We start from the raw sequence: 13,670 nt of genomic DNA, 5'->3' as shown, positions 1-13,670 counted from the left end.
TTTTGCATTTTTCCGTATCGGAGGCCGTCTGAAAAACGGTTTAACGGATTTTCAGGCTGCTCAATCCGATCAGTACCAGCACGATGGTAATAATCCAAAAGCGCACGACAACCTGCGTTTCCTTCCAGCCTTTTTGTTCGTAGTGGTGATGGATGGGCGCCATCAGGAAGATGCGTTTTTTGGTGCGTTTGTACCAGCCCACCTGCAACATGACCGACACGGCCTCCACCACAAACAGGCCGCCCATGATGAACAGCACGATTTCCTGCCGCACGATGACGGCGGCCGTGCCGAGTGCCGCGCCGAGCGCGAGTGCGCCCACGTCGCCCATAAAGACCTGCGCCGGATAGGCGTTGAACCACAGGAAGCCGAGGCACGCGCCGCACATCGCCGCACAGAATACGGCCACTTCGCCCGCGCCTTTGACAAAGGGCATATTGAGGTAGCCGGCAAAGCCGTAGTGGCCGGAAATATAGGCGAATACGGCCAGCCCGCCGGCCACGAGGACGACGGGAAAGGCGGCCAGGCCGTCGAGGCCGTCGGTCAGGTTGACGGCGTTGGAAGTGCCGACGATGACCAGGTAGGTCAGGATGACGAAACCGATGCCGCCGATGGGGATGTAGTAGTTTTTGACAAACGGAACCAGCAGGCTGCCGTACAGATGCGTGTCGAGCGACCACAGCAGCAGGCCGCCCGCCGCGAGGGATACGGCACTCTGCCAGACGATTTTGAATTTGGCGGAAACGCCGTTAGGGTCTTTGTAGACGACTTTGCGCCAGTCGTCGTAAAAGCCGAGCGCGCCCGTGGCCAGCAGCACGCCCAGCAGTATCCACACATAGGGGTTTTCCCACCTGCCCCACAGGATGACGGACACGGCGATGGCGGTCAGAATCAGCGAGCCGCCCATGGTGGGCGTGCCGTTTTTAATCAGATGGGTCTGCGGCCCGTCGGTACGCACCGCCTGCCCCACTTTGAGCGCGGCCAGCCTGCGGATGGTCCACGGGCCCAACAGCAGCGAAAACGCCAGCGCGGTAAGCGCGGCCATCACGGCGCGGAAGGTGGTGTATTGGAAAATATTCAGCGCGGAGAGCGAGCCGCTGAAATGGTAGAGCCAGACAAACATGGGGCTTCCTTATATTGCATTGTTCGGGTTCGGACGGCCTGCGCCCTTGTGCTGCCGCTTTTCAGACGGCCTATTTGAAATAATTGTCGGGCATCAGGAAAAACAGGCACACCATCACCGAAGCAAAGGCCGCCAGGTCGAGCCACGACATCCACGGCTGCCACGGGTGCAGCCAGTGGCGCAAAGTGTTTTCGCCGATATAGAGCAGCCCGCCGGCCAGACCCGCCCAACGCGCCCGGTTGCTGCCGCGCCACAAGCCGAAAGCCACCGCGCCCATCATCAGCGAAAACAGCAGCGGCTCGGCCACGGACACGGCAAACCAGCCTGCGCCGATGGTGCCTTCTATCGTTTTGCCGTTCAAATCCGCGCGTTCGTTCCACAGGTAAAGCAGCGTGTTCGCCGGCCACAGCACGGCGGTGGCGGCGATGACCGCAACGATAAATTTCAACAGCAGGGGTTTTCTCATCGCTTTTCCGTTTTCAGACGGCCTCTTTGTCTTCCAGCGCATCGGCCACTTCTTCCATCGCCATAAAGCGCGAGCCTTTGATTAACACGCTCGCGCCTTCGGGCAAATCGTGGGAGAGCACCTGGATTAAAGGGTCTTTGGCGGCAAACCACAAGCCTGCCGCACCGAAGGTTTCGGCCGCTTCCACGCTTTCGTCGCCCACAAAATAAGCCGCTTCGATGCCCTTGTCGCGGGCGTATGCGCCCACTTCGGCATGCATGGCGGAGGCTTCGTCTTCGCCCAACTCGCCCATGTCGCCCATCACAAACACGCGCGGCGCGGGCAGCGCGGCCAATACGTCGATGGCGGCTTTCATGCTGTCGGGGTTGGCGTTGTAAGTGTCGTCGATAAGCGTTGCGCCTTTGATACCGCGTTTGACTTTCAGACGGCCTTTGATGTTGCTGAAATCTTTGAGGCCGTCTGAAACCTCGTTCAGGGTCAAACCGGCGGCCAGCGCCAGCGCGGCGGCGGCGGCGGCGTTGTGGACGTTGTGGCGGCCGGGCACGGGCAGCGACACAGCGGCGGTTTCGTTGCCGCACACCAAATCAAATTCGCAGGAAAGCGGATGCAGCACGATGTTTTGCGCGTGCACATCGCCGCTCTCTACGCCGAACGTCTGATGCTTGTGCGCGGCGGCGGCCGTCTGAAAAACCGCTGCATTGGCATCTTCGCAGGGGATTAGAGCCAAACCGTCTGCGCCCAAACCCTGATAAATCTCGCTTTTGGCACGGGCGATGTCGGCCGTACCGTCGAAGCCGCATCCGACATGGGCGCGCAACGCGTTGTTGGCCAGCGCGGCATCGGGCTGCGCGATTTGCGTCAGCACAGCCAGCTCGCCGAAATGGTTCATGCCCATTTCAATCACGGCGTAACGGTGTTTTTCGTTTAATTTCAACAGCGTGAGCGGCAGGCCGATATGGTTGTTGAAATTGCCCGCCGTCGCCAGCACGGCCTCGTCGCCGAAGCGGCGGCGCAACACGGCGGCCAGCATTTCTTTGACCGTGGTTTTTCCGCCCGAGCCGGTGATGCCGAACACAAACGGATTCACGCTTTTGCGCCATGCGTGCGCCAGCGTCTGCAAGGCTGCCAGCGTGTCATCCACCGCCAACGCACCGCGCAAACCGACGCAGTCTTCACGCGATACCACCGCCGCCGCGCCTTTTGACAATACGTCTTCTACAAAATCATGGCCGTCGAAACGTTCTCCGTCCAGTGCGAAAAACACATCGCCGTCTTGAATGTCGCGGCTGTCGGTAAGCACGCGCGACACGGCTCGGTTTTCAGACGGCACCGGCAGATTGAGGGCTTGGCAGATAAAGTTCAGGTCTAGTGGTTTCATGATCGGTTTGGATTTTGTTTGGATGGTCGGTTTCAGACGGCCTCCGGTTCAAAAGGCCGTCTGAACACTCTGCCCTATCGGGCTTCATATCGGTAAACCTGCTGTGTGTCCGCGCTTAAAAAAACCTGCGGAAACAAATACCCACCGCGAAATACGGCTACATCGAGATACTGCCGTTGCGGCTCGAATGCCGCGCCCTGCTTGTTTAGCGCTTCGGCAATCAGCGTCGTACAGTAAAACGGGGTTGCAGTGCGTGCGGTCAGATTAAATGCACGCCCTAGCTGTTTTTGCGCGTAATCGGCGCTGGAGCGGCGTTGGGCGGCATTTAAAAAACGCGGGTGCGGTATCAAGACATTTTCTGCCTTATCGGACGCGAAAAATTCAGGCAAAGGGGTCAGCAATACCTGATTGGGGGCGCGCGGCATCGTCATCGGTTGTTACATGCGCCACCATAACGTGCGGTACGGTTTGCGCAATCATGCCGATATGCGGATACGCGCTGCGGCCGGGATGGCGGATAAAGCGGCTGTCGGAGCCGGTACCGCCCGCGCAAAATCCAGCCGCCGCGCTGTAATAATGCGCTGTCGGGCAGCGGTATGGGCTGCCGGTATGGCGCAAACGAACTCAGGCATACTCCCAAGCACAGCCAAACCGCCACACAGACAAACAGTTTCAAACGGCTCACGTTTGCGCGTTACAGCCAGATTTTCCAGCCGTCGCCGGCTTCAATTGTTTTCACCGTATCTTGACGGGTTTCGTTGTCGTTAAACTTGACTTCCACTTTAACCATGACGCGTTTGTACCCTTCTGCATCACCGCTCATATCTTCTTTACCCTGAACGGTAACGCTGTCGGGGCCGCCGTGTTTTTCGGCTTTTTCTTTTTGCCTGCCACACCTTCTTTTATCTTGCCGCGCAACATGTCTCCCAAGCCCTCTTGCCTGCGGTCTTTTTCAGGAATGTACGCCACCGCCAACACCGCATCGGCATCACCGGCATAGTTTTTTTCAACAAAAGCCGTTGCCGCTTTTTCAGGCGTGGACGCACTCCCAGAACATGCAGCCGACAACAGAGCGGTGGCGGCAGCGGCCAACAATCCGGCTGATTTTTGGGCAAACATACTCCTTTGAATACCGTTTTGAAGTTAGGATTAAAGCAAAACTGCTTTTCAGACGGCCTATCTGTCTTGGTTTACCAGCGGGTACGGATTCACCGCACCGCTTGGCAGATAGATGCCGTAGTGCAGGTGCGGCGGGGTGTTTTTGGCGTTGCCGGTTTGGCCGACATAACCGATGACCTCGCCCTCGCGTACACGCTGGTACAGACGCAGTCCGGCGTATTTGTTGAGGTGGGCGTAGTAGTGCCACGCGCCCGGCCCTTGTATGCCGACGACCTTGCCGCCGAGGCGGTTTGTGCCGATTTTGGTAACGATGCCTGCGGTGGTGCTGTGCACGGGGGTATTTTTCTTGGCGAAAATGTCCGCGCCTTCGTGTCGGCGCCCGCTGCTGCGCGCCGCACCCCATGTGTCGGCAAACTTCACGCCTTTGACAGGGTTGGGCAGGCTTTGCGCCGCAGGCGGCGGAAAGGCACGCAAGGCGGCAATTTCGGCTGTGGGACGCTGAGGTTTGGCGCAGCCCCACAAAAGTATGGCGGCTGCGGCAGCCAATAGGATTTTTCGGGTGTCAGGCATCGTAGTTTTACCGCTTGGTTTGAGAGGCCTGTTGCAAAGGCCGTCTGAAGGGGGATAAAAACCGACGTGCCGCAATGTGGTGAAAACGTGCGGCGGTGCGGCTGCCGCTTGTGATTGTTGTTTGATACCGCCGCAAAACGCAGCGGCTGCATTGTAACGGCTTTGAGGCCGTCTGAAACGTTTTATGTTTTATATGGAAGCCAAAACTGCCGCCCCGCGTGTTTGCCGTATTGCTTCATCAAACTTTGCCGCAATGCGCTTTCAGACGGCCTTTTGCCGCTCAACGCGCAGCCAGCGCCGCTTGGGCAACCTCAAAATCGGAAAAGCGGTGTTTCACGCCCGCGATGTCCTGATAGGTTTCGTGGCCTTTGCCGGCAATCAGGACAATGTCGTTGGCCGCCGCATTTTCCACGGCAAACTCAATGGCGGCGCGGCGGTCGGCTTCGACGCACTCGGGCGCGGGTACGGCGGGCAGGATGTCGGCGATGATGTCGTCGGGGTTTTCCATGCGCGGGTTGTCGCTGGTTACCACAACTTTGTCCGCGCCTTTGGCCGCCGCCGCGCCCATCAGGGAGCGTTTGCCTTTGTCGCGGTTGCCTCCGCAGCCGAACACGCACCACAAAGATGCGCCCTGCGGTTTGATTTCCTGCAAAGTGGACAGGGCTTTTTCCAGCGCGTCGGGCGTGTGGGCGTAATCGACGACGACCAACGGTTTGCCGCTTGCGATGATACAGTCCATGCGGCCGGTAGCAGGGCGGATTTGCGCGAGCGCGGCCAAGACTTTATCGAGCGGATAACCGCCTGCGCACAATACGCCCACGCAGGCAGCGAGGTTTTGCGCGTTAAACCGTCCCAGCAGGCGCGTTTTCACACTGCCTTTGCCCCACGGCGTATCAAGCGCGACTTCCATGCCGTCTGAAGCGGCGGCAAACTCTGTGATGCGGATGTCGGCCTCATCGCCGAAACCGTATCCGTACATGGCCAAACCGGGCCGGTCGGTTTTCAGACGGCCTATCAGCCGTGCACCGTAGGGGTCGTCTGAATTAATCACGGCGTGTTGCAGGCCGCGCCAGTAAAACAGGCGCGCCTTGATTGCGCCGTAGGCTTCCATTGTGCCGTGGTAATCGAGATGGTCGCGCGTGAGATTAGTGAACACGGCCGTCTGAAAGACCGTGCCGTTGACGCGGGATTGGTCGAGGCCGTGGCTGGACACTTCCATCGCGGCGGCGCTTGCGCCCTGTTTGCGGAAGCGGTGCAGCAAAGTCTGCACTTCCACCGGCGCGGGCGTGGTGTGGGTAGTGTCTTCGAGTGCGCCCCAAAAACCGTTGCCCACCGTACCGATAATTGCGGTTTTTTCGCCGAGCAAATCCGCCGCCTGCGCAAGCCATTGGCTAATCGAGGTTTTACCGTTGGTACCGGTTACGCCCCAGACTTTGAGGCCGTCTGAAAGCTTGCCATACACCTGTGCGGCGAGCATGCCCGCACGGTGTTTCAAATCCTTGATGCCCTGGTTGGGCACGCTCCATGCGGGATTCCATTGAAACGCGCCGTCGTCGTCCCAAAACACAAAGGCCGCACCGGCCTCAATCGCGGCCGGAATGTAGCTGCGGCCGTCCGAATACTCGCCCTGGCAGGCAACAAAAATATCGCCGCGCCGGATTTGGCGGCTGTCCGAATGCAGCAAACGCCCCGCTGCGTTTGCACACAGCAGAGGCGGAAAGCTGTCGGTAAGCGGCGGGGCAAGCAGGCTGTACATATTTCTCCCGTTATTTTTTTACGGCCGCGACTTGGCTGCCGGCAGGGGAGCGGGTCGGGCGGACACCGAGGATGTTGAGGCTGCCCGCCATGATGTTTTTGAACACGGGACCGGCCACCACGCCGCCGTAATAGCCGTTGGCGCGGGGTTCGTCTATGGTTACGGCCACAATCACGCGCGGATTTTCCGCCGGCGCAAAACCGACAAAGGTGCCGATGTGTTTGTCGCGGGCATAGCCGCGTCCGACCACTTTCTGCGCCGTGCCGGTTTTGGCCGCTACGGCAAAGCCTTCCACCGCGCCGCTGCGGCCGGTACCGCCCTGCTCGGTAACGGACACCATGATTTTGCGCATCTCTTTGGCGGTTTCCGGTTTCAAAATGCGCTCGCCCGCAGGAGCCGATTCGAGTTTTTCCAGCGACACGGGAATCAGGCGGCCGTCGGTCGTGAGCACGGTGTAGGCGCGCGCCAGTTGCAGCAGGCTCATCTGCATTCCGTAACCGAACGACATGGTGGCCTGGTCGAATTTGCCCCAATTTTTCCAGTTGCGCAGCGTGCCGCCCGCTTCGCCCGGGAAGCCGACTCCGGCTTTGCTGCCGAAGCCGAGGCTGCGGTAGTAGCCGTACATTTCTTCGGGGCGGTACATCAGGGAAATTTTGCTGGTGCCGACGTTGGACGATTTCTGCACAATGCCGCGCACGTCGAGTGCGGGATAAACGTGGGTGTCGCGCACGGGATGGCCGCCGACGCTGTACGGACGGGTGTCGAACGAAGAGCGGGGGCTGATTTTGCCGTCGTCGAGTGCTTTGGCAATCGGAAACGGTTTCATTACCGAGCCGAATTCGAAAATATCGGTAATGGCGCGGTTGCGGCGTTGGTCTGCATCGACGCTGCCCGGCTCGTTCGGGTCGTAAGACGGGCCGTTTACCAGGGCAAGGATTTCGCCGGTACGCGCGTCAAGCACCACCGCGCTGCCGGATTGGGCGTTGTGGTAGTCCACGGCTTTGGCAAGCTCGTCGGCGGCCAGCGTTTGGATGCGCTGATCCATAGCCAACACGATGTCGCGGCCGTTTTGCGATTCCCTGCCGCCGGAATCCGCACTGTCTACAATCTGGCCTTTGTTGTCGCGCAGCACGGTTTTTTCGCCGTAGCGGCCGTGCAGCTCGGCTTCGCGCGAACGCTCCAAACCTTCCTGCCCCTGTCCGTCAATGTTGGTAAAGCCGATGGTTTGGGCAAACAGGCTGCCCGTCGGGTAGTGCCGCTGCGGCTCTTTCTGGAAGGCGAGGCCGGGGATGTGCATGGCGGCAATCCGCTCTGCCAGCTCGGGCTTCAACTGCCGTTTCAGATAAACGAAGTCGATTTTTTTGCCCATGTCGGATTTGAGCGTTTCCACGCTTTTTTTGTCGAGTTTCGATTGGATGGCGGGATTGAGCACGTCGGCGAGCTGTTGCAGCTTGCCGTCGTCGGGCAGTACCGCCAGCTCGTTCGGTTTGACATACAGAGCCTGTCTGCCGGTGGGCTTGCCGGCTTCGGTTTCGTCGCGGAAATACAGTCCGTCGATATTTATGGCCTGAACGGCAGCCACAGTATCCTCATCAAGCCGGCGGGCAAGGTAGGAAATGCTGCTTTTCCGGTCGAGACGGTCGCGGATGGTGTCGGGGGATATGTCCAAAAGCGCGGCCAGTTCTTCGATTTGGCCGTCTGAAAGATTGGCAGAGGAGGGAACGGCATACAGGGATTCGGCAGGCGCACTCAATGCCAGCGTCGCACCGTTGCGGTCGCTGATAACCCCGCGCGAGGCCGGCAGCTTCACGGTACGTACGAAGCGTTTGTTGCCTTCGTCGGTAAGGAAATCATGATGGGAAGTTTGCAAATATAGGCTGCGGCCGAGCAGCGCGAGAAAACCCGCACCCAATGCGGCCAGCACGAAGATGATGCGTCCGTTGCTGGTAACCGGTTTTTTCGCCTTAGCCTGCCGTGGGAGCATCTTCGGCTTGTATTCGTTTTTAATCAACATGCTGCTACTTCCAAATACATCTTGTCATTTTATGGTGCTTTGTCATTTTATCATTTTATCATTTTATGCCGTTTGGTTCCGCTTCCACCAGCCGTGTATCGGCTGCATCCGGCGGAGCCAGTCTGCCTTTTTCTGCGGCTTTTTTAATCAGTTGGTGGTTGGACAATTCGGCCTGTTTCAGTTGCAGACGCGAATATTCCTGTTCCAGCTCCCTCTGCCGCTTTTCCGCTTCCGTCAGCTCGATGTGCTGCTGCCGCGCCTGATTCTGCTGCGTTACCACGGCAAAACCCGATCCCAGTGCCAGCACCAGCAATACGATATTGATATAGTTCATCTGCTTCTTTAATAAATTTCCGCCCCGCCGATAGGCGGCTGAGGTTTGTTCTGTGGTTTTCAGACGGCCTTTTTATCCGGCACAAACGCTCCGCCCGTCCTCCGCGCCACCCGCAACACCGCCGAACGGGCGCGGGGATTGGCAGCCACTTCCGCTGCCGATGCCTTGACCGCCCGGCCTACAATCTCCAAAGGCGGCTGCGGCCGCTCTGCTTCGCGCACCACCGCCCATCTGGGCAGCGGCTCGGGCGTGGAATGCCGTCTGAAAAACTGTTTGACGATACGGTCTTCCAAAGAATGAAAGGCGATAACCGCCAGCCTGCCGCCGGTTTTCAGACGGCCTGCAACCTGCGGCAGCACGGCTTCTATTTCTTCAAGCTCGCGGTTGATGAAAATCCGAACGGCCTGAAACGTCCGCGTCGCCGGATCTTGGCCGCGCTCGCGAGTACGGACGTTTTTCGCTGCGATTTCCGCCAGCTTGCCGGTTGTATCGATGGAATTCGTGCCGCGCTGCGCGACAATGGCGCGCGCAATCTGGCGGGCAAACCGCTCTTCACCATAATTTCTGATTACCTCGCAAATTTCGTCTTCATCCGCCTGCGCCAACCATTCGGCGGCAGACATGCCGCGCGTCGTATCCATCCGCATGTCCAGCGGCGCATCAAAACGGAAGCTGAATCCGCGTGATCCGTCGTCTATCTGCGGCGAAGAAATACCCAAATCAAACAACGCACCGTCTATTTCGCCGATTTCCAAAGCATCCAAGGCCGTCTGAAAAGACGAAAACCCGTCATGAACCACAGACACCCTGCCGTCCTGCCGCGCCAATTCCCGCGCCGCCGCCACCGCCTGCGGGTCTTTGTCAAACACCACCAAACGGCCTTCCGCACCAAGACGGGACAGAATCAGGCGGGAATGGCCGCCGCGCCCGAACGTTCCGTCTATATAAACACCGTTCGGAACAACATCCAGCGCATCTACGGCTTCATCCAGCAGCACGGTTACATGGGAAAATTCCGCACTACTCATAATTGGAAACCTATCTGGCCGAGTTCGAAATCCAACTCTTCGGGAGCAATATCCAAAGCGGCATCGTCTTTGGCATGGAATTTCTCCCTGTCCCACAATTCGAGGCGGTTTACCCTGCCTGTGAGGGAAACTTCCTTATCCAACATAACCTTGCGCCTGAGTCCGACAGGAAGCAGAATCCTGCCTGCCGCATCCATTTCCATCACTTCGGCATTATTCAGCAGCAAATCGCGCCACGCCGACAATTTGGCATTGCCTGCCACATTCGCCGCCATCAGCCTTTGCGCCTCCTGCTCCCAAACGCTTTCGGGATACAGCAGCAAACGTTCGCGGCTTTCCAGTGTTGCCACCAGCGCAGGCGTGTATTTGCGCAGCAGCAGATCGCGGAATTTGGCAGGAACCGCCAACCGCCCTTTGCTGTCGATATTTAAATCATGAATGCCGCCGAACATAAAAAACACGCCTGAAATTTCATTTTCGGGAGATTTGACACACTTTGCGCCACTTCGCCCCACCAGAGACGAACTATAAAAAAATTTACCGGCAGGGTCAAACGACGGCATAGGCAAAACAAACGGCGTAACAGCCACTTATCCGGGCAAATAACAAACACTTGCATATACGGCCACGCCGCACCCCACCATCTTGCCGCCCGTCTCATATAAAATACACGGACTTAACATTCCGGCATAAACAGGCGTGATACTCACGCGCCGTACTTTCCCTCCCGCAATAGCCCCTATTGGCATTTTATTTTTACAAATATTAACCATGAACAGCAGCCATCTCCCCAAAGCCGATACGCAAGCCCTTTGCGCATCGCAAGAATTAGAGCAAATAATCCAAAAAGAAATCAAAGCCTCACCCGCTCCACTGCCTTTTTCGCGCTTTATGGAACTCGCCCTCTACACGCCGCAATACGGCTACTACACCGGCGGCGCACACAAAATCGGCAAAGCCGGCGACTTCGTTACCGCGCCCGCCCTCACTCCGCTTTTCGGACAAACCGTTGCCCGCCAAATACGCGAACTCCTGCCGCAAACCGCCGGCAACATCTGCGAATTCGGCGCAGGTACGGGCGAACTTGCCGCCGGCCTGCTCGACAGCCTGCGCGATACGGCATTGGACAACTACTTTATTATCGAAGTTTCCCCCGAGCTGGCCGAACGCCAACTCGCCCGCATCGCGGCACTCGTTCCCGATATGGTGCAAAAAGTCCGCCATCTCACCGCCCTGCCCGATTCGTTCGACGGCATCATGATCGGGAACGAAGTACTCGATGCCATGCCTTGCGAACTGATAAGGCGTGAAAACGGACAATTCCTGCGTATCTGCGTCGGCATAGAAAACGGGCAATTCGTCCAAATCGCCGTCCCGCTGGCCGACCCGCACCTGCTGCACCTTGCCTGCGAATATTTCCCCGATGCGCAGCCCTACACCAGCGAGCTGCATCCCGCGCAATATGCTTTCGTCCGCACCCTTGCCGAACGGCTGCAACGCGGCGCAGTCATCCTGATCGATTACGGCTTCGATGCCGCCCAGTACTACCACCCGCAACGGCACATGGGCACGCTCATCGGCCACCACCGCCACCACACCGTCCACGACCCCTTTTTCCGCGTCGGCCTGACCGACCTTACCGCGCACGTCAATTTCACCGACATCGCCCAAGCCGGCACCGACGAAGGATTGGATTTGATCGGCTACGCCACACAAGCCGACTTCCTGCTCAATCTAGGCATTACCGATCTGGCCGACAGCGGCCTGTCCCACGACTCCCCTGCCTATATTCAGACGGCCTCAGCCCTGCACAAGCTATTGATGCCGCACGAAATGGGCGAGTTGTTCAAAGTGATTGCATTCGGCCGCAACATCGGCACCGACTGGCAGGGTTTTGCACACGGCGACATCTGCCACAAACTTTGAACACGTCTTCCCGCAACTTTTTCACGATTAAAATCAAACGGAAAAACAAAACTCCTGAAAAACCGTTTGCCCTGTTTCGCAAAAACCGTATAATTGCGGCTTCACTTCACGGCGAATTAGCTCAGTCGGTTAGAGCAGAGGAATCATAATCCTTGTGTCCGGGGTTCGAGTCCCTGATTCGCCACCAAAAATTCGGGGGTATAGCTCAGTTGGTAGAGCGCTTGCATGGCATGCAAGAGGTCAGCGGTTCGATCCCGCTTACCTCCACCAGATACTGAAAGGCTTGGTTTTTCAAACCAAGCCTTTTTTGCCGCCTGCCGTACGCAGCCCGCCATGCGGCTGTGCGTTTCCCCCCTTGTTCATCCGCATCCGCGATTCCCACAGCAATATCCGAGGCCGTCTGAAAATCCGTTTTCAGACGGCCTCCTGCGGTACAATCCGCCTTTTTCCCAACAACCGTAAGGATTCCCCATGACCACCGCCACCATCCTCCAATCCCTCCCCGCCGGTCAGAAAGTCGGCATCGCCTTTTCGGGCGGCCTCGACACCTCCGCCGCCCTTTTGTGGATGAAACTCAAAGGCGCGCTGCCCTATGCCTACACCGCCAACCTCGGCCAGCCCGACGAAGACGACTACAACGCCATTCCCAAAAAAGCCAAAGAATACGGCGCCATCGAAGCCCGCCTGATCGACTGCCGCGCCCAGCTTGCCCACGAAGGCATCGCCGCCATCCAATGCGGCGCATTCCACGTTGCCACCGGCGGCATGCCCTATTTCAACACCACCCCGCTCGGCCGCGCCGTAACCGGCACCATGCTCGTTTCCGCCATGAAAGAAGACGACGTGAACATCTGGGGCGACGGCAGCACCTACAAAGGCAACGACATCGAACGCTTCTACCGCTACGGCCTCATCACCAACCCCGCCCTCAAAATCTACAAACCCTGGCTCGACCAAACCTTTATCGACGAACTCGGCGGCCGCCAAGAAATGAGCGAATTTCTGATTGCCAACGGCTTCGACTACAAAATGTCGGCAGAAAAAGCCTATTCCACCGATTCCAACATGCTCGGCGCCACCCACGAAGCCAAAGATTTGGAATTTTTAAACAGCAGCGTCAAAATCGTCAAACCCATCATGGGCGCGGCGTTTTGGGACGAAAGCGTTGAAATCAAAGCCGAAACCGTGTCCGTTCGCTTTGAAGAAGGCGTGCCCGTCGCCCTCAACGGCCAAGAATTTGCCGACCCCGTCGCCCTGTTTCTCGAAGCCAACCGCATCGGCGGCCGCCACGGCCTCGGCATGAGCGACCAAATCGAAAACCGCATCATCGAAGCCAAATCGCGCGGCATCTACGAAGCCCCCGGCATGGCACTGCTGCACACCGCCTACGAACGCCTCGTAACCGGCATCCACAACGAAGACACCATCGAACAATACCGCATCAACGGCCTGCGCCTCGGCCGCCTGCTCTACCAAGGCCGCTGGTTCGACAGCCAAGCCCTGATGCTGCGCGAAACCGCCCAACGCTGGGTTGCCCGCGCCATCACCGGCGAAGTAACGCTGGAGTTGCGGCGCGGCAACGACTACTCGATTCTCAACACCGAATCGCCCAACCTCACCTACCGGCCCGAACGCCTGAGCATGGAAAAAGTGGAAGATGCCGCCTTCACCCCGCTCGACCGCATCGGCCAGCTCACCATGCGCAACCTCGACATCACCGACACCCGAGCCAAACTCGGCATCTATGCGCAAAGCGGATTATTGTCGCTGGGCGAAGGCTCGGTATTGCCGCAACTGGGTAAGGGCAAATAAAAAAAAACAGATGCAGGCCGTCTGAAAACAGCAGCGGTTTTGTCGGACTGAAACCAAAGCTGCCGTTTTCAGACGGCCTCTACTGTTGCCGACAACCACACAGCAGCCTGGATGGCAAGTCCGACAGAAGCAGATGGTTTAACG

General features: G+C 58.1%; 14 protein-coding genes, 2 tRNA genes and 2 pseudogenes. 4 read left to right on the top strand and 14 right to left on the bottom strand.

Going from position 1 to position 13,670, the window contains the following annotated elements; all coding sequences use genetic code 11:
• Positions 1-40: 40 nt before the first annotated feature.
• From mraY to DYE40_RS05015, 14 genes and pseudogenes are all read right to left on the bottom strand, one after another.
• Positions 41-1,123 carry a phospho-N-acetylmuramoyl-pentapeptide-transferase gene (mraY, locus tag DYE40_RS05065; RefSeq protein WP_115308012.1) on the bottom strand — a complete coding sequence of 361 codons (1,083 nt, stop codon included), beginning with the start codon at positions 1,121-1,123 and terminating at the stop codon, positions 41-43.
• Positions 1,124-1,193: 70 nt separating this feature from the next.
• Positions 1,194-1,589 carry a hypothetical protein gene (locus DYE40_RS05060; protein WP_115308011.1) on the bottom strand — a complete coding sequence of 132 codons (396 nt, stop codon included), beginning with the start codon at positions 1,587-1,589 and terminating at the stop codon, positions 1,194-1,196.
• Between the two features lie 13 nt (positions 1,590-1,602).
• Positions 1,603-2,967, bottom strand: a complete 1,365-nt coding sequence (locus DYE40_RS05055) for a UDP-N-acetylmuramoyl-tripeptide--D-alanyl-D-alanine ligase (protein ID WP_115308010.1) — start codon at positions 2,965-2,967, stop codon at positions 1,603-1,605.
• Positions 2,968-3,041: 74 nt separating this feature from the next.
• Positions 3,042-3,392, bottom strand: coding sequence for a YiiX/YebB-like N1pC/P60 family cysteine hydrolase (locus tag DYE40_RS05050; protein WP_172461215.1), 351 nt, complete (start codon positions 3,390-3,392; stop codon positions 3,042-3,044).
• Positions 3,349-3,585, bottom strand: a complete 237-nt coding sequence (locus DYE40_RS12245) for a hypothetical protein (protein ID WP_147286587.1) — start codon at positions 3,583-3,585, stop codon at positions 3,349-3,351. Before DYE40_RS12245 ends, DYE40_RS05050 begins: the two co-directional genes overlap by 44 nt.
• Before the next feature lie 76 nt (positions 3,586-3,661).
• The gene (locus DYE40_RS13105; RefSeq protein WP_280529843.1) at positions 3,662-3,790 is read right to left on the bottom strand and encodes a hypothetical protein; all 129 of its coding nucleotides are present in this window, start codon (positions 3,788-3,790) and stop codon (positions 3,662-3,664) included.
• Positions 3,787-4,086 (bottom strand): hypothetical protein, encoded by a 300-nt coding sequence (locus tag DYE40_RS05045; RefSeq protein ID WP_115308008.1) that lies wholly within the window; start codon positions 4,084-4,086, stop codon positions 3,787-3,789. Before DYE40_RS05045 ends, DYE40_RS13105 begins: the two co-directional genes overlap by 4 nt.
• A 57-nt stretch (positions 4,087-4,143) precedes the next feature.
• Positions 4,144-4,656 (bottom strand): M23 family metallopeptidase, encoded by a 513-nt coding sequence (locus DYE40_RS05040; RefSeq protein WP_115308007.1) that lies wholly within the window; start codon positions 4,654-4,656, stop codon positions 4,144-4,146.
• 280 nt (positions 4,657-4,936) lie between these two features.
• Entirely contained in the window at positions 4,937-6,412 is a 1,476-nt protein-coding gene (locus tag DYE40_RS05035) for a UDP-N-acetylmuramoyl-L-alanyl-D-glutamate--2,6-diaminopimelate ligase (protein WP_115308006.1), read from the bottom strand.
• Between the two features lie 10 nt (positions 6,413-6,422).
• A pseudogene (locus tag DYE40_RS05030) lies at positions 6,423-7,916 on the bottom strand (peptidoglycan D,D-transpeptidase FtsI family protein); the annotation flags it as partial.
• 39 nt (positions 7,917-7,955) lie between these two features.
• Positions 7,956-8,246: pseudogene (locus DYE40_RS13350) on the bottom strand (peptidoglycan D,D-transpeptidase FtsI family protein); the annotation flags it as partial.
• A 238-nt stretch (positions 8,247-8,484) separates the two neighbouring features.
• Complete coding sequence (gene ftsL / locus DYE40_RS05025) at positions 8,485-8,760, bottom strand: cell division protein FtsL (protein ID WP_115308004.1); 276 nt, start codon at positions 8,758-8,760, stop codon at positions 8,485-8,487.
• A 59-nt stretch (positions 8,761-8,819) separates the two neighbouring features.
• Complete coding sequence (gene rsmH, locus DYE40_RS05020; protein WP_115308003.1) at positions 8,820-9,788, bottom strand: 16S rRNA (cytosine(1402)-N(4))-methyltransferase RsmH; 969 nt, start codon at positions 9,786-9,788, stop codon at positions 8,820-8,822.
• Positions 9,785-10,240 carry a division/cell wall cluster transcriptional repressor MraZ gene (locus DYE40_RS05015; protein WP_115308002.1) on the bottom strand — a complete coding sequence of 152 codons (456 nt, stop codon included), beginning with the start codon at positions 10,238-10,240 and terminating at the stop codon, positions 9,785-9,787. Before DYE40_RS05015 ends, rsmH begins: the two co-directional genes overlap by 4 nt.
• Positions 10,241-10,559: 319 nt before the next feature.
• On the opposite strand from DYE40_RS05015, the gene DYE40_RS05010 reads away from it, so the two are divergent.
• The 4 genes from DYE40_RS05010 (at position 10,560) to argG (ending at position 13,526) form a co-directional block, all read left to right on the top strand.
• A complete protein-coding gene (locus DYE40_RS05010) occupies positions 10,560-11,714 on the top strand; it encodes a class I SAM-dependent methyltransferase (RefSeq protein ID WP_115308001.1) in 1,155 nt (384 codons plus the stop codon).
• A 110-nt stretch (positions 11,715-11,824) separates the two neighbouring features.
• Positions 11,825-11,901 (top strand) — tRNA-Met (locus DYE40_RS05005).
• 7 nt (positions 11,902-11,908) lie between these two features.
• A tRNA-Ala gene (locus DYE40_RS05000) sits at positions 11,909-11,984 on the top strand.
• Positions 11,985-12,185: 201 nt separating this feature from the next.
• Positions 12,186-13,526 (top strand): argininosuccinate synthase, encoded by a 1,341-nt coding sequence (gene argG, locus DYE40_RS04995; protein WP_115308000.1) that lies wholly within the window; start codon positions 12,186-12,188, stop codon positions 13,524-13,526.
• The last annotated feature ends 144 nt before the right edge of the window (positions 13,527-13,670 follow it).

It is taken from the genome of Kingella potus, from assembly GCF_900451175.1.
In the GTDB taxonomy this organism is placed as follows: Bacteria; Pseudomonadota; Gammaproteobacteria; order Burkholderiales; family Neisseriaceae; genus Neisseria; species Neisseria potus.
Note: the sequence above shows the minus strand (reverse complement) of the source record. Positions and strands in the feature narration are given on the sequence as shown.